Raw genomic sequence first — 18,414 nt, 5'->3', positions numbered from 1 at the left:
ACCGCACGTGAGGACGAAGGCAGCGAGGAAATGAGCGTCGAGGAAGACGAATGGGCCAGAGAGCGCAGCTGGTTCGGCGCGGACGGCACGCGGCCGGCCGAAGCCGGTCCGCTGGCTCGGCAGTTCGCCGAGCTGACGCGGACGCTGCTCGACGCGACCCCGACGGTCGGCGGCGTGCTCAAGCTGGTCGTCGGCGCGGCGGGCGAGAGCATCCCCGACGCCGACCTGGTGAGCATCACCCTGCGCGATCCGGACGGCCGGTTCCACACCCCGGTCGAGACCGACCCGATCGCCCTGACGCTCGACGAGCTGCAGTACCGGCACGGTGAAGGCCCGTGCGTCGAGTCCGCCTGCCCGGACGGCCCGGCGATCGGCTGGTCGCAGGACGTCGGCCGGGACCCGCGGTGGCCGTCGTTCGGCCCGGGCACCGCCGCCCACGGCTTCCACTCGGTGCTGGCGACCGCCCTGATCCCCGACGCCCGGCCGCCCCGGCTGTCCGGCGCCCTGAACATCTACTCCCGCAAGCCCGGCGCGTTCGACGGCGCCGCCATCGACGCCGCACTGCTGCTCGCGACCCACGCGTCGCTCGCGCTGGCCCACAGCGAGGCCGTCGCGGCGGCCGAGCTCGAAGCCACCCACCTGCGGCAAGCCGTCGAGAGCCGGGACGTCATCGGGCAGGCGAAGGGCATCCTGATGCAGCGCCGCGGCATCACGGCCGACGAGGCCTTCGACGTCCTGCGCAAGGCCTCACAGGACCTGAACGTCAAGCTGGCCGACCTGGCCCGAACCCTGGCCACCCGGCACACCGAGCTGGACCTGCCGGTCCCCGAACACTGACACGACGAAAGCGGCACCTCCCTCGGGAAATGCCGCCTTCGGTACGCGCGTGAGCCTTACGGCGTCGTGTAGGGCGGGCGGTGCTCCAGCGACGGGCTGGCGTCCGGGTACCGGCCGTCCTGAGCCGGCACCGGCGTGACCGTGGTGCCCTGCTGCTCCGGTTCGAGTCGCTGCCGGCCGCCCCGCTGGACGACGGCTTCGACCTCCTGCTCGCCGCGGATGCGGGCCAGCGCACCGAGCGTGATCGCGTGGGCCAGCGCCAGGATCAGCAGCAGCACCCCGATCCGGGCGATGATGCTCGGCAGGTCACCGCCGATGTTGATGGTCGAGACGAGCGCCAGCACACCCAGCGTCGCCAGGTGGAACAACACCGTGACCAGGCGGGCCATCGAAGCCCCGGCCGCCGGGTCACCGTAGGAGTTTTCGAGGTAGCGGCGGCCGCTGCGATAGATGATCTGGCCGTCCGCGACGACCAGCAACGCGCCGATCAAGAGAAACGCGAGGTAGGCGTTCGTGCTCATGCCGGACGCTCCTTCCTGGGGGACCTTCTCGGAACAGGTACCCGGGTGCTCGCGCAGGGAAACGCGACGGTCACCCGGTGAAGGTGTCGGGGTCCGGCCCGGTGCGGCGGCCGTCGTCGAGCCCGCCGATCGCCGCCATGTCCTCTTCGCTGAGCTCGAACCCGAAGACGTCGATGTTCTGCCGGATCCGCTCCGGCGTCGACGACTTCGGGAACACGATGTTCCCGAGCTGGATGTGCCAGCGGAGGACGACCTGCGCGGCGCTCCGGTCGTGCTTCTCGGCGAGCCCGGTCAGCACCGGGTCCTCGAGCACCTCGGCCTGGGCCAGCGGGCTCCATGCCTCGGTCGCGATGCCGTGCGCGCGGTGGTACTCGCGCAGTTCCGCCTGCTGCAGCGCCGGGTGCAGCTCGATCTGGTTGACCGCGGGGACCGTGCCGGTCTCCTCGGCGAGCCGGTCGAGGTGCCCGGGCTGGAAGTTCGAGACGCCGATGGCGCGGGCCTTCCCGGCCCGCAGGATGTCCTCGAAGCCCTGCCACGTCTTGACGTACTTGCCGGTCTTCGGCAGCGGCCAGTGGATCAGGTACAAGTCGACGTACTCGAGCCCGAGCCGCCGCAGGCTCCCCTCCAGCGCGGTGATCGCGTTGTCGTACCCCTGGGCGTCGTTGGCGAGCTTCGTGGTGACGAAGACGTCTTCGCGCGCCAAGCCCGACTCCGCGATGGCCGCGCCGACCCCCGCTTCGTTCCGGTACATCTGCGCGGTGTCGATGTGCCGGTAGCCCGCGTCCAGCGCCGTCCGCACGGCGCTCGCCGTGTCGTCGGCCGGGATCTGGAACACCCCGAACCCGAACTGCGGGATCCGGACGCCGTTGTTCAGTTCCACGGTGGGGACATTGGCTGTCGTGGTGGTCATGCATCCGGCCTACCCGGGGCATCCGGACGCGAAACCGGCGGGCCGGCGCCTACGCCACCACATCACTCGTTCGAGTGATATGCGGCTACCCGGCGCCGATCCGGGCGAAACCGGCGTGATTACCCGCTCCGGAACGGGGGTAGCCCGGCGTCAGGAGGTGTGTTCCGTGATCGAAGAGGCACAACAGAAGCCCGCGGCCGACCGTTCGGTCGGCGAGCTGGTGTCGGACCTGTCCGACGAGGTCAAGCGCCTCGTCCGGGACGAAATCCGGCTCGCGGTCCTCGAACTGCAGCACAAGGGCAAGAAAATGGGCTTCGGCGCCGGGTTGTTCGGGGCGGCCGGGCTGTTCGCGCTGTTCGGCGTCGGGGCGCTCGTCGCTACCGCCGTTCTCGCGCTGGCGCTCGTCGTCCCCGGCTGGCTGGCGGCGCTGATCGTCGCGGTGGTCCTGTTCCTGATCGCCGGGGTCGCCGCCCTGGTCGGTAAGAAGGAAGTCACCCAGGCGGTACCGCCGGTGCCGGAAGAAGCCATCACCGGTGTCCGCGAAGACGTGGACACCGTGAAGCAGGGAGTGCGCTCATGAGCGGGGACACCCCGAAGAACGCCGAAGAGGCGCGGCTCGACCGGGACGCCACCCGGGAAGAGCTCGCCGAGACCCTCGACGCGCTCGGGCAGAAGCTCGACGTGAAGACCCGGGTCAAGGACAACGTCGACGAAAAGCTCGACCAGGCCACGCTGAAGGTCGCCGACATCGCGAACGAGCCGACCGCGGTGAAGTTCCGCCAGGGCGCCGACGCCGTCCGGAGCAACCCGGTACCGGTCTTCGCTGGCGTGCTCGGCCTGGTCATCCTGATCCGGCTGCTCCTGCGACGGAGGAACTCGTGAACAAGATCGTCTACAAGCCGTTGAGCTGGGGTGTCGGCGCCCTCGGCGGCGTCCTCGCGGGCCAGGTCTTCAAGCAGATATGGAAGCGCGCGGCGGGCGAAGAAGACGCCCCGGACGCGATCGACCGCGACTACACCTGGACCCAGGTGATCATCGCGGCCGCCGTCCAGGGCGCCATCTTCGGGGCCGTCAAGGCCGCCACCGAACGAGCCGGCGCGGTCGGTTACCGCAAGGCCACCGGCGACTGGCCGGACGACTGACCCCAGCCGACCGGCCACAGTGGACGGCCGGGCCGGCGCTCACGCGTCCGGGCCGGCCTCCGCGGCGAGCGGGGTCACGGCCGTCAGCGCGTCACCCGGGCGAACGTGGATCTTCAGCAGGAGGTCGGCGCCGGTCGCTTCGAGCGACCGGGTGACGGCGTGCCCGCCGGCGACGACGGCCAGTTCGGCGCGGTCGTCCGCTTCGAGCAGGGACCGGACGCCGGCGCAGCTCAGGAAACCGACCCGCGACAGGTCGGCCACCAGCCGACCGCCGCTGGCGAGGGCCTCGTCGAGGGTGCCGACGGTGGCGGCGTCGACGTCTCCCACCAGGGTGAGGACGCGGACTCCGCCAGGACGCTCGGTGGTCGTGACGGTCAACCCGCAGGGTTCGTCGATTGTGCGGAACAAGGGGTACATGGCGCTCCCATCGGTACAGGCAGGGGCGCTGACCGGAGCACGTGTTTTGAACAACAGCCAACTCCCTCTGACCGTACGCCCCTGAGCCGACAGGTCAACCCCGCGGGTTTCCCCACCTCTACCTGGGGGAATCCGCAAGGACCAAGATCAACTTCCCGGAAGGGGATCCATGCGTGTCGTGATCGTCGGCGGCGGGTTCGCCGGGTACCACGCGGCTAAGAGCCTGCGTAAGGAAGCCGAAGACGTCGAGATCGTCGTGCTCAACCCGACGGACTACTTCCTCTACCTGCCGTTGCTGCCGGAGGTCGCGGCCGGGATCCTCGACCCGCGGCGGGTGACCGTCTCGATCCCGGAGACGCTGCCGGGCGTCCGGCTGCTGCTGGGCAAGGCCACCGCCGTCGACTTCGACGCCCGGGCCGTCACGTACACCGATCCCGAGGACGAAGAACACCGGATCGGGTACGACCGGCTGGTGCTGGCCGCGGGCAGTGTCAACAAGCTGCTGCCGATCCCGGGTGTGCCCGAGTACGCGCACGGCTTCCGCGGCGTGCCCGAGGCGCTGTACGTGCGGGACCACGTCACCCGGCAGATCGAGCTCGCCGCGTCGGCCGAGGACCCGGCCGAACGCGACGCGCGGTGCACGTTCGTGGTCGTCGGCGCGGGTTACACCGGCACCGAGGTGGCCGCGCAGGGCCCGGCCTTCACCGACGCGCTGGCCGCGCGGCACCCCGAGCTCGCCGGGCAGAAGATCCGCTGGCTGCTGCTGGACGTCGCCGAGCGCGTGCTGCCCGAACTCGACAAGCGGCTCGGGAAGACGGCCGACGAGGTGCTGCGCTCGCGCGGGGTCGAGGTGCTGATGAAGACGTCGGTCGACCACGCGGACGAGAAGGGCGTCACCCTGACGAACGGCGACTCCGTGCCGGCGCGGACGCTCGTGTGGTGCGTCGGCGTGCGGCCCGACCCGCTGGTGTCGGACCTCGGGCTGGAGACCGCGAAGGGCCGGCTCGTCGTCACCGCGCAGCTGAACGTGCCGGGCCGCGACGACGTGTTCGCCTGCGGTGACGCCGCCGCCGTGCCCGATCTCACCCGGCCGGGCGAGTACACCGCGATGACCGCCCAGCACGCCGAACGCCAGGGAAAACTGGCCGGGCGCAACGTGGCGGCGTCGCTCGGCCAGGGCCGGACCGGCACCTACCGCCACCACGACCTCGGTTTCGTCGTCGACCTCGGCGCCGGGGCCGCGGCGGCGAACCCGCTGCACATCCCGCTCTCCGGCCGTCTGGCGAAGGCCGTCACACGCGGCTACCACCTGATGGCGATGCCGGGCAACCGCGTGCGCACGGTCGCGGACTGGGCCCTGGAAGCGCTGACCGGCCGCCAGACCGTCCAGCTGGGACTGGTGCGGTCGCGGTCGGTGCCGCTGGACACGGACTCCCCGGAGCTCCCCCGCCGCTGAGACCGACGCCTGGCCGTGCCGCCGGAGCAGGTGGCGCGGTTCTCGGCGCTCCCCTACTTGCTGCCGCCGGTCGCGACTTGCGCGGACGTCGTGGTCCTGGACGAGCGGCTGGACCTGCAGGAGGGATTCGGCGCCTTGGCGCGGCACCCAGGGAGCCGTCCCCGGCCGGTCACTCGTCGTCGAACACGGACAGGGCCTGGCGCCGGTGCAGCAGCTCGAGGGCCTCGTCCAGCTGGCGCTCGAGGTCCTTCAGCCGGACGCGGTCGTCCGCGGTGAGCCCGCCGTGGTGGAGGGCGCCGGTGCGCAGGCGGTGTTCTTCGTCGATCAGGTCGGCGATGCGGTCGGTGATCTCGTGGCCGGACATGGAACGTCCTTCCGGGAAGGCACAGAGCCGGGAACGCCCGCGAGCATACCGGGCGGGTAACGTCGCCCGGCGTGATCGACTGGACCGAACCGGGTGACCCGGCACTGGAACCGGCCGCCGAACTGGTGCGCGCTCGCGGTGCCCGGGCGAGCCTGTGCGTGCTGCGTGACGGGCAGGTGCTGCTCGACCGGAGCTTCGGCGGCCCGCCGGACGCGCTGTTCTGGATCTTCTCCGCGAGCAAGCCGTTCGTGGCGCTGCTGGTGCACCAGCTCGCGGCGCGCGGGGAACTGTCGCTCGACGCGCCGGTCGCCCGGTACTGGCCGGAGTTCGCGCGCGGTGGCAAGGGCGCGATCACCGTCCGGCACGTGCTGCGGCACCGCTCCGGCTTCGCGAGCGCACGCGGCTTCGCCGGGGACGCGCTCATCATGGCGGACCGGGCCCGCACGCTGCGGGCGATCGAGCGGATCACCCCGCGGTGGGCGCCCGGCGAGGTCGCCGCGTATCAGCCGATCGTGTACGGCCATCTCCTCGGCGAGGTGCTCCACCGGGTGACCGGGGACGACGTCGACGTGCTGCTGCGCAAGGAATTCCTCGGCCCGCTGGGGCTCACCGACACCCACCTCGGCCTGCCGGACGCGCTGTGGCCGCGGCACGTACCCCTGCGCGGGCAGGACTTCGGCGCGCGGCTGACCGCGCGGCTGATCAACCGGCGCGCCCTCCGCCGGGCGGTGATCCCCGCGGCGGGCATCTCGACGACGGCCCGCGACCTGGCGGCGTTCTACCAGGCCCTGCTCGACGGCGAGGTCGTCGACCCGGCGGCCGTCCGGGAAGCGCGGCAGCCGTCCGGGGACGCCGTCGTCGACCGCACGATCGGCACCCGGATCCGCTGGGCGCAGGGCTTCCAGCTCGGCGGCGCCGGCCGTCCGATGGGGACGCTCAGCGGCCGGGAAACGTTCGGGCACAACGGGAGCAACTGCTGCGTCGCCTGGGCCGATCCCGGCCGCCGCCTGGTGTTCGCCTACCTCACCGACCGCGTGGTCTCCGGCCACCGCGCGGCCGCCCACCTCGGCGCGGTCGCGGACGCGGTGCTGACCGCCTGCCCGTGACCCGGGGTTCCGTTGTCCGTGAAGGACTCCTTGAGGGACTCTGAGTCCCTCAAGGAGTCCTTCACGGCTTTCCGGCCGCGAGGTCCACGAACGCCCGCACCACCGGGGACAGCGTGTCCGCGCGCCAGGCCAGCCCCAGGTCGATGCGCGGCACCGGCTCCTCCAGCCGGCGCAGCACCACGCCCTTGCGGCGCAACGCGCGGGCCCGGTGCTCCGGCACCGCCGCGATGCCCGCGCCCTCGGCGACCGCGCGCATCAGCTGCTCGTCCTCCGGTTCTTCGCGCACGATCGGCGGGACGCCGGCCGGCCAGACCTGGGCGCTGATCGCGTCGTACTGGCCCGGGCCGTTCTCGCGCGGCCAGAAGACCACCGGCTCGCCCGCGATCCAGGCGCGTCGCAGGCGGCCGCGGCGGCGGGCGAGGTCGTGGGCGGACGGCAGCGCGATCAGCACCTCCTCCGACCCGACCGCGGCCACCTCGACGCCGGGGTGGGTCACGGGCGGGCGGACGAAACCGAGGTCGATCTCGCCCGCGGCCAGGCGGGTCAGGTTGAGGCTCGTCCACCCCGTCTCCAGGGCGAGCTCGACGCCCGGGTGGCGAGCGCGGTAGGCCGCGACCAGGTCACCGGCCAGCGGGCCGGGCGCCGAGCGGGTGTACGCGATCCGGAGCCGTCCCGAGTCGCCGCGCCCGGCCGCCGTGATCACGCCCCGCGCCCGGTCCAGCCGGTCCAGCAGCTCCCGGGCCTCCCTCCCCGCGACCCGGCCCGCCTCGGTCAACGCGAACCGCGGGCCCGACCGGTCCAGCAGCGCGACGCCCAGCTCCGCCTCGAAGGCGCGGATCTGCTGGCTCAGCGACGGCTGCGACACGAACAGCCGGGCGGCCGCCTTGGTGAAGTGCATCTCCTCGACGAGCACGGCGAAGTAGTGCCAGCGACGCAGGTCCACCCGGTCATTATAGGCGTGTCCTATGACATCATCGGGTCCAGGTCTTGGACCGGCGCGGCCACCCGCTGCTGTGCTTGGAGCATGACCACGACCAGTGCCTCCCCGGCCCGCACCGACCGCCGGCTGCTCGCCCTCACCGCCGCGGCGGACCGGCGGCTCGTCGACCCGATGGCCGGGTTCGTCGACCTCGCCGGCCTCCGCGCGGCCGTCGAGGAGCTGACCGGGGCCTTCGCCCCTCTCGGGCACGTCCAGCACACCGTCGCCGCGAAGGCGTGCGGCCTCGCGCCGCTGCTGCGGTTCCTCGGCGACCTCGGGATCGACGCCGAAGTCGCCAGCCCGGGAGAGACGGCGGTCGCCGAGGCCGCCGGGCTCCGCGGGCCGCGGCTCGTGCTCGACTCCCCCGCGAAGACCGTGAGCGAACTCGCCCACGCCCTGGCCGAGGGCACCGCGATCAACGCCGACAACTTCCAGGAGCTGGCCCGGCTCGACCGGCTCGTCGGCTCGGCGCCGCCCCGCTCGGCGCTCGGGCTGCGGATCAACCCGCAGGTCGGGGCCGGCCGGATCGGCGACACGAGCACCGCGACGGCGGCGTCGAAGTTCGGCATCCCGTTGCGGGACCACGGGTATCGCGCGCTGCTGCTGGAGGCGTTCGCGCACCGGCCGTGGCTGAGCCGGCTGCACGTCCACGTCGGCTCGCAGGGCTGCCCGCCCGGGCTGATGGCCGACGGCGTCGCCGCCGTGCACGCGCTCGCCGAGGAGATCAACGCCGAGGCCGGGTACCGGCAGGTCACCAGCATCGACCTCGGCGGCGGCCTGCCGGTGAACTTCGACTCCGACGAGCCGGGACCGACCTACTCCGACTACGTCGAGACGCTGCTCGCGCGGGTCCCGGCGCTCGGCGACGGGCGCTACACCTACGTCACCGAGTTCGGCCGGTCGCTGCTGGCGAAGAACGGGTTCCTCGTCAGCGCGGTCGAGTACACGAAGGTCGCGGGCGGGCGGCACATCGCGGTCACGCACGCGGGTGCCCAGGTGGCCGCGCGGACGGTGCTCCAGCCGGAGCACTGGCCGCTGCGGCTCAGCGCGTACGACGCCGCGGGCGTGCCGAAAACCGGCCCCGACGTGCCACAGGACGTCGCCGGGCCGCTGTGCTTCGCCGGTGACCTGCTCGCCCGGGAACGCCCGCTGCCGCTGCTGGAGCCCGGCGACCTCGTCGTCGCGCACGACACCGGCGCGTACTACTTCGGCGCGCACTACGCGTACAACACGCTGCCGCGCCCGGCCGTGCACGGCTTCGACATCGGTGTGGACGGTGCCGTGCGGTTCACGCCGATCCGCCGGGCGCAGTCCCTCGAAGAGCTGGTCGCCGACGCCGGCGGCGAATACGTCGGAGCGCTCCCGATCGGATGATCTCCGGCGTACGATCCTCGCACGCCGAGGGGAGACTGCCATGGGGGCCGGTCGCGTTTCCGGGTCGTTGCCACGTTTCGCGGCGGTGCCGGTGGGGATCGTCGTCGCGATCCAAGCTGTGGTGCTGACGCTGCTGTCGAGCCGCTACGGCTTCCACCGCGACGAGCTGTACTTCGTCGCCGCGGGGAAGCGGCCGGACTGGGGGTACGTCGACCAGCCGCCGATCACGCCGTGGCTCGCCCGCGCGTCGACGGCGTTGTTCGGCGAGACCCCGATGGGGCTGCGGGTCGTCGCGACCCTGCTGGGCATGGCGACGGTCGTGGTCGTCGTGCTGATCGCCCGCGAGTTCGGCGGCGGCCGCCGCGTGCAGGTGTGCACCGCGGTGGCGACGGCGCTCTCGACGTACGTGCTGGTCGTGACGCACATGCTCGCGACCAACACGGCGGACGTGCTGCTGTGGTCGCTCATCACCTTCTTCGGGCTGCGGCTGCTGCGGACCGGCGACGGCCGGTGGTGGCTCGCCGTCGGGGCCGCGGCCGGGCTCGGCATGATGAACAAGTGGCTGGTGCTGCTCCTGCTGTCCGGGCTCGGCGCCGGGGTGGCCGTCGCCGGGCCGCGTCGGGTGTTCCGGACGTGGTGGCTCGCGGCGGGCATCGGCGTCGCCGCCGTGCTGACCGCGCCGGTGGTGCTCTGGCAGGCGTCGCACGGCTGGCCGATGCTCACCGTCGCGGGCGGGATCAGCGAGGACGACGGCGTCGAGAACCGCGTGCTGTTCGTGCCGATGCAGCTGGTCTACCTGTCGCCGGTGCTGGTGCCGGTCTGGATCGCCGGGCTGGTGCGGCCGTGGCGTGACGCGGGGGTGCGCTGGGCTCGCGCGCTGGCGATCGCCTACCCGGTGGTCTGCGTGGAACTCCTGGCGCTGGGCGGGAAACCGTACTATTCAGTGCCGTTGCTGCTGCCGCTGGTCGCGCTCGGCGCCGAGCCGGCGTTGCGGTGGCCGGCGCGGACCGGCACGGCGCTGCGGGCGTCGATCGGCGTGGTCACGGCGGTGTGCGTGGTCGTGTCCGTCCTCATCGGACTCCCGGTGGTGCCGGCCACGGCGCTGAACGGCGTGCTGCTGGCCGTGAACAAGGAGCCCGGTGAGCAGGTCGGCTGGCCGGAGTTCGCCGACACGGTCGCGACGGCGTGGGCTCAGGTCCCGGACAAGGACACCGCCGTCATCCTCACCGGCAACTACGGCGAGGCCGGGGCGCTCGAGTACTACGGGCCCGAACGCGGGCTGCCGCGGCCGTATTCGCCGCACATGTCCTACGCCGACTGGGGACCGCCGCCGGACCGGCTGGTCGGGCCGGTGCTGGTCGTCGGCCGGATCGAGCGCGGCTCCCCCGCGTCGCGGCTGATCACCGGCTGCCGCCCGGTGGCGCTGCACCACAACGCCGAAGGCGTCGACAATGACGAGGACGGCGTCACGATCTCGCTGTGCGACACGCTGACCCGGCCGTGGTCGGCAGCGTGGCCGCAGCTGCGGCGCTTTTACTGATGTGCCGGTGGCTGGCGCTGCTCGCGGAAGCTCCGCCGTGAGGGGCACCCTGAGGGCTCTGACGTCCCTGAGGGTGCCCCTCATGGCAGTCAGCTCCAGGCGATCTTGAACACCCACGCGTAGCGGCCCGCCTGCCGGGCAGCCGCCGGGACGTCGATCACCAGGGAGCCGTTCTCGACGCTCCAGTGCAGGTTCCCGCGGTAGCCCAGCAGCGTGACGCGGTCACCCGAGCGGATCGGCACCGGCGCGTCGATGACCAGCCGGCTGCCCGGCGCGGCGAGCGAGTGCACGTAGAACGCCTCGTTCTGCTTGACCGTGAACCGCAGGTCGCCCAGCTGGGCCATCCGTGACCAGTAGGTCGTGCCGTAGATGGCTTCGCCGTTGACCTTCAGCCACGCGCCCGCGTCGCGCAGGTGCTGCTGCATGACGGCCGGGATGGTGCCGTCGAAGTCCGGGCCGATGTCGAGCAGGAAGTTGCCGTTCTTCGACACGATATCGACGAGCGTGCGGACGACCTCCTCGGCGGTCATGTACTTGTCGTCGGGCGTCGCGCGGTTGTAGCCGTAGGAGAACGGGTCGAGGCCGCGGCTCGCCTCCCACTTCGCCACCACCGTGTTCGGGTACGTCGTGTACTCCGGTGTGGTGAAGTCGTGGTCCGGGATGCCGCCGCGGTCGTTGTAGGTGACGTCCTTGGGGTGCCGGCGGTTCTTCGCGCGGTTGAAGTACTCCGTGAGCACGTCGCGGCTGTCGTTGTCGCCGCCGATGTCGAACCACAGGACGTCCGGGTCGAACTCGTGGATCAGCTCGAGCACCTGCGGCGCCTGGTAGTCGCGGACGAAGTCCTTGCCCGCGGTGTAGCCGGTGTAGGGCAGCGGCGCGCCGGTGTACGGGTTGCGCGGCGCGTGGCCCATCCACGGGTTGTCGGGGTTGAACCATTCCGGCAGCGAGAAGTACAGGCCGTTGCGCAGTTGCGGGGTGTACTTGCGGGACGCCGCGAAGAGCTCGGCGATGACATTCCTCCGAGGGCCGAGCTTGACCGAGTTGCGGTCGCTGACCTTGGTGTCCCACAACGCGAAGCCGTCGTGGTGCTTGGACGTCAGGACGTAGTACTCGGCGCCCGCGTCCGCGATCAGCTTCAGCCAGGCGCGCGGGTCGAACTTCTTCGCGGTGAACATCGGGATGAAGTCGTCGTAGACGAACCCCTCGCCGTACTTCTGGGCGTGGTAGGCGTAGGTCGCGCCGTTGGGGTCCTGCTGGTTCTGCCAGTACCACTCCGCGTACTGCTGCCCGACCGGTGCCCACGCGGGCACGGCGTACACGCCCCAGTGAATGAAGATGCCGAACTTGCTGTCGGTGAACCAGTACGGCGCGCGGTGCGTCGAGAGCGACGCGTCGGTGGGCCGGAAATCCGGGACGCCGAGGGTGATCGGCACCTGCTGGGTGGCGAGCGTGCCGCGCCCGGCCGTCACCCGCAGCTGGCCGTTCGTGGTGGTGCCGGGCGGGACGGAGGCGTTCGACGCCAGGCCGAGCCGGACCGTCGCCTGCTCCCCCGGCGCGAGCGCGCGGATGGTCGCCGGCACGGTGGTCCGGCCGCCGGGGACGTCGAGCGTCACCGAAACGCGGTCGCGCGCGCCGAGCCAGACGGTGCCCGCGTTCACCACGGTCGCCTCGGCGGCCTGCGGACCGCCGTCGGTCAGCAAGTTCGCCGTCGACCGGCCGTCGAGCACCAGCGCGGACCGGCCGACGGCGACGGGCTGCAGGGTGAGGGCGAAGACGTGCAGGCTCGAGACGTCGGGCGCGGGTGTCGCGGTGGCCGGCAGGGTCAGCGCGACGGCTTCGCGGGCCGGGTCGACCCAGACCTGGCCGGTGGCCAGGGAAACCGGGTTGTCGTCGACGACCCCGCCGGGCGCGTAGCGGAACGACGAGACGAGCGCGCCGTTGCCGGTGTACCAGTCCGGGCCGGACAGGGAGCCGGTGCTCGTGGTGCCGTCGGCGTAGTGCACGGTCGCCGTGCCGCCGGTGGTGCCGTAGCTGGCGGCGACCAGGAAGTACGCGACGAAGTAGCGGCCCTTCGGCAGGTCGATCGTCTGGCCGGTGGCGACGACGTTGTTCTTCGCCCCGGCGGCCGCGGACCCGAGCAGGAACGGGACGCCGCCGACGGTCGCCGTCCGGCCGACCGGCAGCTGCTCGGCCGGGAAGGTGTAGCCGGACCCGTCGAAGTCGCCGCCGGTCGCGGACGCGCTGTCGATGCCGTCGTTGGAGAACCAGGCGTCGAGGGCGACCGGGACGGGCGGCGGAGGCGGGACGATCGGGGTTTCGGGCGTGTCGGGCGCGGCGTCGACGGGCACGGCGGCACCGGCGGGCGTCAGGCCGGCCGCACTCAGCGCCACAGCGGCTCCGGCCGCCATGCTGAGGGCTTGCCGGCGAGGGAAGGTCGTCACTGAACCTCCAGGGATCGGATGAGTATGGGCAGAATGGTCCCCCAGTGGACCATTCTGTGACTGGTGGACCTGATTCATCCGATGACTGACCTTGCTCGCCCGGCTTCGCCGTGTCAAGAGGCTCGATCAAAGTGAACCGGGCTCACGTCCGGCCCGTACTCCTAAGTAACGAGCTGCAGCACTCGCACCAGAACCAGCCGGACCGAGAGGCCAGACCATGTCCACCCACCCGAGCGCGCTGAGCCGCCGCGCGATCGCCATGCTCAAGGCGGTCGGCGCGGGCCGCGCGGAGCTCCGCTGCAGCTGCGAACCCGACCTCCGCGTCGACGGATTGTCGTGCTGCGACCAGAACACGGCCCACGACCTCGCCCGCGCCGGCTTGATCCGCGCCGTGACGCCCGTCGCGCGCGGCCAGTGGTCACCCGCCGAACTGACCGACGCCGGCCACCGCGCTCTGGACGTGTTCCCCGCCGCCGCTTGAACCTCCCGTTCCCCAGCCGTGAATGGCACATCGAGGGACTTGAAGTCCCTCGATGTGCCATTCACGGCTTTCGGGGGTCACTCGCCGGTGATGAGAATCCCGGCACGCGCGACCCCGGCGGGCCGACACGTCCGCCGGAGTGGCCAACACCCCGGGGTTTCGGCGTGTTGGCCACTCCGGCGGGCGTGTGGGCCCTTCCGGGCAGTGTGTTGGCCGCTCCGGGCGGGGGTTGGCGCTTGCGGGCGAGAATTCCGGTGGCCTCGGTGAACCGGGCCAGGTCCGCGGCCGTGTTTGGGAGTGAGGGCGTTCTCGCACACGCCCTCCGGGGTTGCCCCGACGCAACGATCCGGGCCAGCCTCCGCTTCGGATCGGGACCGGGCACTCCGGCGAGCGGCCGTCGCGGCAACGGCCACCTCGCGCGGGCCCGCCCGGCATCCCCAGAATCCCGGGCGGGTCCGCCCAGGGGGAACAGCAATTTGCCGTCACTGTCCGGGATCTTGTCCGGTTTGCTCACCTGATCAGCGGTCCCTGACCCAGCCCAAGCACGCGACCGTGTGTGCATGCGACGCTTCCTGGCCGTGAGCACGGCCGTCCTGGCGGGGTTGGCCCTCCTCACGACGTCCGGTGGTGCGAACCCGGAAAGCGCTGTCCCGGCCCTGGCGCAGCAGTCCGTCGGCGGCTGGGCGGGCACCTGGGCCGCGGCTCCCGCGGCCGGGGTCGCGAACACCCCGGACGGCTACCCGGGTTACTCGATCCGCAACGTCGTGCACACGAGCGTCGGCGGCGGCCGGGCCCGGATCCACCTGTCGAACGCCTTCGGCGCCACCGCCGTCACCTTCGGGCACGTCACCGTCGCGGTCGAGGCGACCGGCGCCGACGCCGTCCCCGGCACGCTGCGGTCGCTGACGTTCGGCGGCGCGCCGAGCGTCGTCGTGCCCAACGGCGCCGAGGTGCTGAGCGACCCGGTGAACCTGCGGATCCCGGCGGACGCCAACCTGCTCGTGACGACTTACGTGCCCACGAAGTCCGGGCCGGTGACCTACCACCCGGCCGCCTCGCAGACGTCGTACTTCACCCGCGCCGGCGACTTCACCGCCAGTGAGTCGGGCGCCCCCTACACGGAGCAGACGTCCGTGTGGCACTACGTGTCCGGGGTGGACGTGCAGGGCGGCGCCGAAGCCACCGTGGTGACGCTCGGCGACTCGATCACCGACGGCGTCGGCTCCACCGCCGGGGCCAACCACCGCTGGCCGGACTACCTCGCCGACCGGCTGCACGGCCGGTTCGGTGTGCAGAACGCCGGCATCAGCGCCAACCGGCTGCTGCTCGACGTCCCCGGCAGCGGCGCGGGCCAGAACGCCCTTTCCCGGTTCGACCGCGACGTGCTCGGTGTCGGCGGGGTGCGGACGCTGATCGTGCTGGAAGGCATCAACGACATCCAGCAGGACCCGCACCAGACCGACCCGAACGCGATCACGTCGGCCTACCGCCAGCTCGTCGCGCAGGCCCACGCCCGCGGCATCCGGGTGCTCGGCGGCACGCTCACGCCGTTCAAGGGCTGGGGCGTCTACGACGAAACTCTCGAGGCGACCCGCACCGCGGTGAACCAGTTCATCCGCACCAGCAACGTCTTCGACGCCGTGGTCGACTTCGACGCGGCGGTCCGCGACCCGGCCGACCCGCTCCGGATGCTGCCCGCCTACGACTCGGGCGACCACCTCCACCCCGGCGACGCGGGCTACGAGCGGATGGCCGCCGCGGTCCGGCTGGACCGCCTGTGATCACTCACGCGGGATAACGCCACTCGATCCGGCCACAACACCGCACCCGCTTCGAGGCGGGCCACGAACGAACGGCCGCCGCCGGACCGACACAGCGGCAGAACCCCAGCCCCACAAACAACTTCCACGCGGCAGGCCCGCGCCCCAGCTGCCCCGCCGCACAACTCCACCGCACCCCCGGTAACGCGGGCCACGAACGGACGGCCACCGCGGTCCGGCTGGACCGCCAGTGATCACTCACGCGGGATGAAGAGCACCGCCACCAAGCTGAGCACCGCGACGCCGACCAGGTAGAGCGACACCGACAACGACGTCCCTGTCGAGGTCTGCAACGCCGTCGCGATCAGCGGTGCGAAGCCGCCGCCCAGGACCGCGCCCACGGCGTAGGAGAAGGACGCGCCGCTGTAGCGGTAGCGCGGTTCGAACAGTTCCGCGAACAACGCCGACTGCGGCCCGTACGTCGCGCCGAGGCCGATGTTCAGCACCACCACCGCGACGATCAGCCACACCGCCTGGCGGGTGTCGACCAGCAGGAAGAACGGGGTCGGCCAGACCACCAGCAGCACCGAACCCCAGAGGTACACCGGTTTCCGGCCGACGCGGTCCGACCACGCCGCCGTGACGAGGATGCTCACCAGCCACGTGACGCTGCCGACGATCACCACCACCAGCAACGTGGTGCGGTCGATCTTCAGCACGGAAGTGCCGTAGGACAACAGGTACGCGAGGAAGATGTAGCCGATCGCCGTGTTGGCGATGAAGCTCCCCGACGCCACCAGCAGCGCCCGCGGCCGCTCGCGGAAGACGTCGGCCATCGGCCGCCGGCTGCGCGCCGCGGACTGCCGCAATTCGGCGAACACCGGGCTTTCCTCGATCCGCAGCCGGATCACCAGTCCGACGCCGACGAGCACGATGCTCACCAGGAACGGCACCCGCCAGCCCCACGCCGCGAACTGGGCGTCGGTCAGCGACTTGCCGAGGACGAAGAACACGAGCTGCGCGAGGATCAGGCCCGCCGGGACGCCGATCTGCGAGAACGCTCCGTAGCGGCCACGACGTCCCTCCGGCGCGTGTTCGACGGCCATCAGGGCCGCGCCGCCCCACTCGCCGCCCGCGCTCAGGCCCTGCAGCAGCCGCAGCACGAGGAGCAGGATCGGGGCCCACACACCGATCGCGCTGTAGGTCGGGAGCAGGCCGACGCCGACCGTCGCCACGCCCATCAGGAGCAGCGAGAGCACGAGCATCGCCTTGCGGCCGGCGCGGTCGCCGAAGTGCCCCCACAGGATCCCGCCGACCGGACGGGCCAGGAAGCCCACCCCGAGCGTCGCGAACGCGGCCAGCGTGCCGGAGGCGGGCGAAAGCGTCGTGAAGAAGAGCTTGCCGAAGACCAGCGCGGTCGCCGTGCTGTAGATGAAGTAGTCGTACCACTCGATCGTGGTCCCGATCGCGCTCGCCACGGCGACCCGCCGCAGCTGCCCGGGTGCGGCGGGCACCGCCTGCGTGCTCACGCGCCGGCCAATGCCGCCAGCGGAACCAGGTCTTCGGCCAGCAGGTCCATCAGCAGTCCGTCGTGCCAGCTGCCGTCGAGCCCGCGTTCGTAGGAGCGCATCGTGCCGACCGGCCGGAAACCGAGGGCCTCGTAGAGCTTGATCGCGGCCTTGTTGTCCGCGGCCGGGTCGATCACCAGCCGGTGGTGCCCGCGCACCGCGAACAGGTACTCGGCGAGCGTCCGGATGGCGTCCGAGCCGAGGCCGTGGCCCTGGAAGTCCGGGTGCACGGCGATGTCGATGCCGGCGTGCCGGTACTGCGGGTCGGCTTCTTCGAACGCCAGCTCGATACCGACCACGACGTCCGCATGTTCGATGGCGTAGGTCGTGGTGCCCTCGTCGGGGTCCAGCAGATAGGACACCTGGGCGGCCACCGGATCCTCGGCGTCGGCCCACCAGCGGGCGACCTCGGGATGCGACAGGATCTCCTCGAACCGGGCGGCGTCCGTGACTGCGGCGGGCCGCAGCCGGACACGGCTTCCGGTGATCAGGCCGGTCATCGGCCCAGTGTCGACCTCCGGAAGCCCACTGTCGAGCACCGTCACTCCGCCGCCGGATACGCCGGGCCCGTCGGGCTCGGCGTATCCGGGGCGGCTCAGCTCACCAGGGGTTGTTGTCCTGCTCGTCCGGGTCGCTGCCCGGACGCCGCTGCGGCGGGGACGCCTGCGGGGCCGACGGCGCCGGCGGGACCCCGGCACCTCCGGCCGGGGCGGGCGGCACGGGCGGCGGGCCCGGGGCCGGCGGCGGGGTCGGCTCGTCGGGCTCGTCCGGGTCGGGGAACCGGCCGCGGAGCGAGTCGAGCAGCGCCGTGCGGGTGTCGCGGTCCTCGTCGCCGAGGTTCTCGGTCATCACCCCGGCCACGCGCTCGGCGATACCGGACTGCGCGCGGCGCATCGTGGTGAGGATCGCCCGCGACAGCTCCTCGAGCGGGAAGGACTTGACCTTGTTCGAGAACGTCAGGTCGGTGACGGTGCCGTCGGCGCCGACGGTGACGCTGACCGCGCCGTCGCCGCTCGTGGCGGTCAGCCGCAGCCGCTCGGTCTCCGCCTGGGCCGCCTGGTAACGCTCGGCCTTGGCCGCGAACCCGGCCGCCCAGTCGTCCATCCGGCGGATCGTCTCGTCGGGGTCCCGCATCAGGTCCCCGAGCCCGCCGTTCGAGCCATTCGGGCTCGTCATGAACTCACCTTCACTTCAGCCTGTCGCGGCGCCGCCGTGAGCTGGCGCTCGAACGGCTGCGCGTTGCCCTCTTCACCGTCGCGATAGGACTGCGCGGCCGTCCGGACGTTGTCCGAAAGGCCTTTCACACCCTCGATCGACGCCTTCAGCGTGTCCTGCGCCTGCTCACCCGTGGGCCGGATGATCGGCGGCAGGAACGCGCACAGCAGCCCGTACGCGTGGTCCGACATCGCCGAGTCGGACGCGGAGACCGCCGTGTTCAGCCGGTCCACCAGGCTGTCGACGTGACTCGCGTGCGCGACCAGGTCGTCCGGTTCGACCTCGAAGCCGCCCGCCGTCATG

General features: G+C 72.1%; 19 protein-coding genes and 1 pseudogene. 10 read left to right on the top strand and 10 right to left on the bottom strand.

Going from position 1 to position 18,414, the window contains the following annotated elements:
* Positions 1-30: 30 nt before the first annotated feature.
* Positions 31-837, top strand: a complete 807-nt coding sequence (locus tag OG494_RS10715; protein ID WP_328454449.1) for a GAF and ANTAR domain-containing protein — start codon at positions 31-33, stop codon at positions 835-837.
* A 56-nt stretch (positions 838-893) separates the two neighbouring features.
* Here OG494_RS10715 and OG494_RS10710 read toward each other — a convergent pair whose 3' ends face one another.
* Complete coding sequence (locus OG494_RS10710; protein WP_328454447.1) at positions 894-1,358, bottom strand: hypothetical protein; 465 nt, start codon at positions 1,356-1,358, stop codon at positions 894-896.
* Positions 1,359-1,428: 70 nt separating this feature from the next.
* A complete protein-coding gene (locus OG494_RS10705) occupies positions 1,429-2,268 on the bottom strand; it encodes an aldo/keto reductase (protein WP_328454445.1) in 840 nt (279 codons plus the stop codon).
* A 166-nt stretch (positions 2,269-2,434) separates the two neighbouring features.
* Between OG494_RS10705 and OG494_RS10700 the strand changes: the two genes are divergently transcribed.
* From OG494_RS10700 to OG494_RS10690, 3 genes are read left to right on the top strand one after another with little or no spacing between them, the layout of a single operon-like run.
* A complete protein-coding gene (locus OG494_RS10700) occupies positions 2,435-2,848 on the top strand; it encodes a phage holin family protein (protein ID WP_328458916.1) in 414 nt (137 codons plus the stop codon).
* Positions 2,845-3,150 (top strand): DUF3618 domain-containing protein, encoded by a 306-nt coding sequence (locus OG494_RS10695; protein WP_328454443.1) that lies wholly within the window; start codon positions 2,845-2,847, stop codon positions 3,148-3,150. Before OG494_RS10700 ends, OG494_RS10695 begins: the two co-directional genes overlap by 4 nt.
* Positions 3,147-3,410, top strand: coding sequence for a DUF4235 domain-containing protein (locus OG494_RS10690; protein WP_328454441.1), 264 nt, complete (start codon positions 3,147-3,149; stop codon positions 3,408-3,410). The genes OG494_RS10695 and OG494_RS10690 overlap by 4 nt, the downstream gene beginning before the upstream one ends.
* A gap of 39 nt (positions 3,411-3,449) precedes the next feature.
* Here the strand turns inward: OG494_RS10690 and OG494_RS10685 are convergent, their stop codons facing one another.
* Entirely contained in the window at positions 3,450-3,827 is a 378-nt protein-coding gene (locus OG494_RS10685) for an STAS domain-containing protein (RefSeq protein ID WP_328454439.1), read from the bottom strand.
* Between the two features lie 169 nt (positions 3,828-3,996).
* Between OG494_RS10685 and OG494_RS10680 the strand changes: the two genes are divergently transcribed.
* Positions 3,997-5,283, top strand: coding sequence for an NAD(P)/FAD-dependent oxidoreductase (locus OG494_RS10680; protein ID WP_328454437.1), 1,287 nt, complete (start codon positions 3,997-3,999; stop codon positions 5,281-5,283).
* A 169-nt stretch (positions 5,284-5,452) separates the two neighbouring features.
* Here OG494_RS10680 and OG494_RS10675 read toward each other — a convergent pair whose 3' ends face one another.
* Complete coding sequence (locus OG494_RS10675; protein WP_328454435.1) at positions 5,453-5,647, bottom strand: DUF2630 family protein; 195 nt, start codon at positions 5,645-5,647, stop codon at positions 5,453-5,455.
* Between the two features lie 71 nt (positions 5,648-5,718).
* Between OG494_RS10675 and OG494_RS10670 the strand changes: the two genes are divergently transcribed.
* Positions 5,719-6,753, top strand: coding sequence for a serine hydrolase domain-containing protein (locus tag OG494_RS10670; protein ID WP_328454433.1), 1,035 nt, complete (start codon positions 5,719-5,721; stop codon positions 6,751-6,753).
* 61 nt (positions 6,754-6,814) lie between these two features.
* Here the strand turns inward: OG494_RS10670 and OG494_RS10665 are convergent, their stop codons facing one another.
* Positions 6,815-7,696 (bottom strand): LysR family transcriptional regulator, encoded by an 882-nt coding sequence (locus tag OG494_RS10665; protein WP_328454431.1) that lies wholly within the window; start codon positions 7,694-7,696, stop codon positions 6,815-6,817.
* 81 nt (positions 7,697-7,777) lie between these two features.
* Between OG494_RS10665 and OG494_RS10660 the strand changes: the two genes are divergently transcribed.
* Together OG494_RS10660 and OG494_RS10655 are read left to right on the top strand one after the other, a co-directional pair.
* Positions 7,778-9,106, top strand: a complete 1,329-nt coding sequence (locus OG494_RS10660; RefSeq protein WP_328454429.1) for a diaminopimelate decarboxylase — start codon at positions 7,778-7,780, stop codon at positions 9,104-9,106.
* A gap of 40 nt (positions 9,107-9,146) precedes the next feature.
* Positions 9,147-10,646, top strand: coding sequence for an ArnT family glycosyltransferase (locus tag OG494_RS10655; RefSeq protein WP_328454427.1), 1,500 nt, complete (start codon positions 9,147-9,149; stop codon positions 10,644-10,646).
* 89 nt (positions 10,647-10,735) lie between these two features.
* Here the strand turns inward: OG494_RS10655 and OG494_RS10650 are convergent, their stop codons facing one another.
* On the bottom strand, positions 10,736-13,087 hold the full coding sequence (locus OG494_RS10650; protein ID WP_328454425.1) for an alpha-L-fucosidase: 2,352 nt from the start codon (positions 13,085-13,087) through the stop codon (positions 10,736-10,738).
* A 217-nt stretch (positions 13,088-13,304) separates the two neighbouring features.
* Between OG494_RS10650 and OG494_RS10645 the strand changes: the two genes are divergently transcribed.
* Both OG494_RS10645 and OG494_RS10640 read left to right on the top strand, forming a co-directional pair.
* A complete protein-coding gene (locus tag OG494_RS10645) occupies positions 13,305-13,568 on the top strand; it encodes a hypothetical protein (protein WP_328454423.1) in 264 nt (87 codons plus the stop codon).
* A gap of 560 nt (positions 13,569-14,128) precedes the next feature.
* Complete coding sequence (locus OG494_RS10640; RefSeq protein WP_328454422.1) at positions 14,129-15,349, top strand: SGNH/GDSL hydrolase family protein; 1,221 nt, start codon at positions 14,129-14,131, stop codon at positions 15,347-15,349.
* Between the two features lie 236 nt (positions 15,350-15,585).
* Here the strand turns inward: OG494_RS10640 and OG494_RS10635 are convergent.
* The 4 genes and pseudogenes from OG494_RS10635 to OG494_RS10620 form a co-directional block, all read right to left on the bottom strand.
* Positions 15,586-16,857 (bottom strand): annotated as a pseudogene (locus OG494_RS10635) (MFS transporter); the annotation flags it as partial.
* Positions 16,854-17,396, bottom strand: a complete 543-nt coding sequence (locus OG494_RS10630) for a GNAT family N-acetyltransferase (protein ID WP_328454420.1) — start codon at positions 17,394-17,396, stop codon at positions 16,854-16,856. The gene OG494_RS10630 and the pseudogene OG494_RS10635, both read right to left, overlap by 4 nt.
* Before the next feature lie 100 nt (positions 17,397-17,496).
* Positions 17,497-18,072 carry a YbaB/EbfC family nucleoid-associated protein gene (locus OG494_RS10625; RefSeq protein WP_328454418.1) on the bottom strand — a complete coding sequence of 192 codons (576 nt, stop codon included), beginning with the start codon at positions 18,070-18,072 and terminating at the stop codon, positions 17,497-17,499.
* On the bottom strand, positions 18,069-18,413 hold the full coding sequence (locus tag OG494_RS10620) for a type VII secretion target (RefSeq protein WP_328454416.1): 345 nt from the start codon (positions 18,411-18,413) through the stop codon (positions 18,069-18,071). The genes OG494_RS10625 and OG494_RS10620 overlap by 4 nt, the downstream gene beginning before the upstream one ends.
* Position 18,414 lies beyond the last annotated feature (1 nt).

Source organism: Amycolatopsis sp. NBC_00438, assembly GCF_036026695.1.
Lineage (GTDB): Bacteria > Actinomycetota > Actinomycetes > Mycobacteriales > Pseudonocardiaceae > Amycolatopsis.
The sequence above is the reverse complement of the archived record's forward strand: the minus strand, read 5'-3'. Positions and strand labels throughout refer to the sequence as shown.

Bases quoted from the DNA above. Each gene is read 5' to 3' on its own strand.
- OG494_RS10715 (WP_328454449.1), top strand. From the start codon at position 31: ATGAGCGTCGAGGAAGACGAATGGGCCAGAGAGCGCAGCTGGTTCGGC.
- OG494_RS10710 (WP_328454447.1), bottom strand. From the start codon at position 1,358: ATGAGCACGAACGCCTACCTCGCGTTTCTCTTGATCGGCGCGTTGCTG.
- OG494_RS10705 (WP_328454445.1), bottom strand. From the start codon at position 2,268: ATGACCACCACGACAGCCAATGTCCCCACCGTGGAACTGAACAACGGC.
- OG494_RS10695 (WP_328454443.1), top strand. From the start codon at position 2,845: ATGAGCGGGGACACCCCGAAGAACGCCGAAGAGGCGCGGCTCGACCGG.
- OG494_RS10685 (WP_328454439.1), bottom strand. From the start codon at position 3,827: ATGTACCCCTTGTTCCGCACAATCGACGAACCCTGCGGGTTGACCGTC.
- OG494_RS10680 (WP_328454437.1), top strand. From the start codon at position 3,997: ATGCGTGTCGTGATCGTCGGCGGCGGGTTCGCCGGGTACCACGCGGCT.
- OG494_RS10675 (WP_328454435.1), bottom strand. From the start codon at position 5,647: ATGTCCGGCCACGAGATCACCGACCGCATCGCCGACCTGATCGACGAA.
- OG494_RS10660 (WP_328454429.1), top strand. From the start codon at position 7,778: ATGACCACGACCAGTGCCTCCCCGGCCCGCACCGACCGCCGGCTGCTC.
- OG494_RS10655 (WP_328454427.1), top strand. From the start codon at position 9,147: ATGGGGGCCGGTCGCGTTTCCGGGTCGTTGCCACGTTTCGCGGCGGTG.
- OG494_RS10645 (WP_328454423.1), top strand. From the start codon at position 13,305: ATGTCCACCCACCCGAGCGCGCTGAGCCGCCGCGCGATCGCCATGCTC.
- OG494_RS10640 (WP_328454422.1), top strand. From the start codon at position 14,129: ATGCGACGCTTCCTGGCCGTGAGCACGGCCGTCCTGGCGGGGTTGGCC.
- OG494_RS10630 (WP_328454420.1), bottom strand. From the start codon at position 17,396: ATGACCGGCCTGATCACCGGAAGCCGTGTCCGGCTGCGGCCCGCCGCA.
- OG494_RS10625 (WP_328454418.1), bottom strand. From the start codon at position 18,072: ATGACGAGCCCGAATGGCTCGAACGGCGGGCTCGGGGACCTGATGCGG.
- OG494_RS10620 (WP_328454416.1), bottom strand. From the start codon at position 18,413: ATGACGGCGGGCGGCTTCGAGGTCGAACCGGACGACCTGGTCGCGCAC.